The organism is Streptomyces durbertensis (assembly GCF_014156695.1).
GTDB lineage: Bacteria > Actinomycetota > Actinomycetes > Streptomycetales > Streptomycetaceae > Streptomyces > Streptomyces durbertensis.
This window is the reverse complement of sequence record NZ_WMLF01000667.1, coordinates 1-1976: the sequence shown is the minus strand read 5'-3', so window position 1 is coordinate 1976 and position 1976 is coordinate 1. Positions and strand designations below refer to the sequence as shown.

At 70.8% G+C, this 1976-nt stretch carries 3 protein-coding genes and 1 tRNA gene; 2 read left to right on the top strand and 2 right to left on the bottom strand.

Features of this window, described 5'->3' with window-relative positions; genetic code table 11:
- Window positions 1–186: 186 nt before the first annotated feature.
- Both GL263_RS25730 and GL263_RS25725 read left to right on the top strand, forming a co-directional pair.
- Window positions 187–516, top strand: a complete 330-nt coding sequence (locus GL263_RS25730) for a plasmid mobilization protein (RefSeq protein ID WP_182858141.1) — start codon at window positions 187–189, stop codon at window positions 514–516.
- Complete coding sequence (locus GL263_RS25725; RefSeq protein ID WP_182858140.1) at window positions 513–998, top strand: hypothetical protein; 486 nt, start codon at window positions 513–515, stop codon at window positions 996–998. Before GL263_RS25730 ends, GL263_RS25725 begins: the two co-directional genes overlap by 4 nt.
- A 125-nt stretch (window positions 999–1123) precedes the next feature.
- Here the strand turns inward: GL263_RS25725 and GL263_RS25720 are convergent.
- Window positions 1124–1195 (bottom strand) — tRNA-Arg (locus GL263_RS25720).
- Between the two features lie 110 nt (window positions 1196–1305).
- A partial coding sequence (locus GL263_RS25715) for a hypothetical protein (RefSeq protein WP_182858139.1) occupies window positions 1306–1976 on the bottom strand: 671 nt, incomplete at its 5' end.

Sequence of the window (1976 nt, the reverse complement as noted above, 5' to 3'; positions counted from 1 at the left end):
GATCCCCACACCCGACCCCCTCTCCGACACCGGCCGCGGCCTCCTCCTCGTCCAGGCCCTCGCCACCCGCTGGGAAACCCGCGCCCGCGTCCCCCTCGGCAAAACCATCACCGCCGAACTGGACCTGGACCTACCGCACTGAAGCGGGCACTCGCGCCGCCGTCATACGCGTATGACGATGGGCTCGTGGCAAAGACGCGCATCACCATCAGCCTGGACCAGGACCAGGCCGAACGCGTCCGGCAGCACGCCGAACGCGCGGGCATGGACGTCTCGGCCTACCTGGTGCACGCCGCAACGCGCCAGATGGCCGAGAGCGACGCCATAGAGGAACAGTTCGCCGAGGTCGACGCATTGATCGCCCAGGCAGAGCAGGCAGCGGACGGGCTGCCTACCGAATCCACTCCCGAAGCGACTGCGGAACTGACGGAACAGGAGCGCCGCGAGGTGGAGGAGGCGCTGGCTCTCGTCCACGGCCAGGATCGCCAGGGCCGCCGGCCGGGACACGCCGCGTGAGCGCGCGGGTGCCGATCTACGACGCCGGCATGCTCATAGCGCTCGCCGACCGCAAGGCGAAGGCCGTCGCCCTCCACGACGGGCTGCGCACGGTCCCCCACCGGGCGCTTGTGCTCGGACCGGTCCTCGCTCAGGTGTGGCGCCCCCGGCCTGCGGTCGTCCACGCCCTGTCAGCCGTCCTCAAAGACTGCACGGTCCCCCAGGCCCGCACGTCGGAGCCGCCCATGCGGCAGACGAAGGCGGGCCGCCCGGAGTGCCTGGCCTGCGCGACAGGCCCGGACCTCGCGGACTGGCGGCGCATCGGCACCGCCCTGGGAAGAGCGGACCTCCCCACGAAGAAGCGGCCGGACGCGGTGGACGCCTGGGTCGCCCTGGCAGCGGCCCGACACGGCAGCGCGGTGATCTTCACGACCGACCCCGAGGACATCCACGCCCACCTGACAGCCCTCGCCCCAACCGACGTCCACGTCGTCGCCGTCTGACGACGCGTTCGACAGGAGGTTCCCCGCGGTCAATGAGAACGGGCGGTACCCAGTGAGACTGAGTACCGCCCGTTCTTATGGTATCTGCGCTGGTCAACCGCGTGATCACGATGGTTGCAGCGGAGTACCCCCGGCAGGATTCGAACCTGCGCACACGGCTCCGGAGGCCGTTGCTCTATCCCCTGAGCTACGGGGGCTTCGTCTCCGCCTCGCGGCGGCGACAGGAAGAACATTACCAGCTTTCGGGCGGTGCCCCGGACCGGTACCGGTCGGGGGCACGGCCTGGGGACGGCGGGTGGCGCGGGGGTCACTTGCGGGGGACGCGGAGTTCGTCGCGGATGGTGACGAGGTCCTTGGCGGCGGCTTCGAGGTCGATGGACTCGGGGTCGGCGTCGATCAGCTCGGGGTCGCTGACGACCGTGCTGACCAGCATGTCGCGGTCGGCCCAGACGCAGGTGGGGACGAGGAGGTCGCCGACGCCGTCCTCCTTCTCGGAGAGGACCTGGCAGGTCACGGTGCCGGAGGCGCCGAGGACGGTGAAGTCGGTGGCCTTGCGGACGACGCTGGTGCCGTCGTTCTGGGCGGCGCCGCGGAGGAAACCGCGCTTCTCCATGCCGGGGAGTTCGACGTCGCCGTGGAAGGCGAGGACGGTGATGCTGTCCTCGCCGTCGCCCTCGGGGGCGTAGACGCCGCTGACGGAGGTGTACTGGCCGGCACCGACCTCGGCGTCGAGGTCGGCCTGGACCTCCTTGGAGACGTCGTCGGCGAGTTTGTAGTCGCCGGCGAGGACGGTGTCGCGGAGCTTGAGGGAGTAGCGCTTGCCGGCCGGCTCGGCGGCCTTGCCGTCGCTTGTCTCGTCGGGGCCGGTGGCCATGTAGAGGACAACGGCGGAGAGGCTGGCGAGGAGGGCGAGTCCCGCGACGCAGGCCACGACTATGCCGACGATCTTGCCGGTGCTGCTCTTCGGCGGGGGCGGCG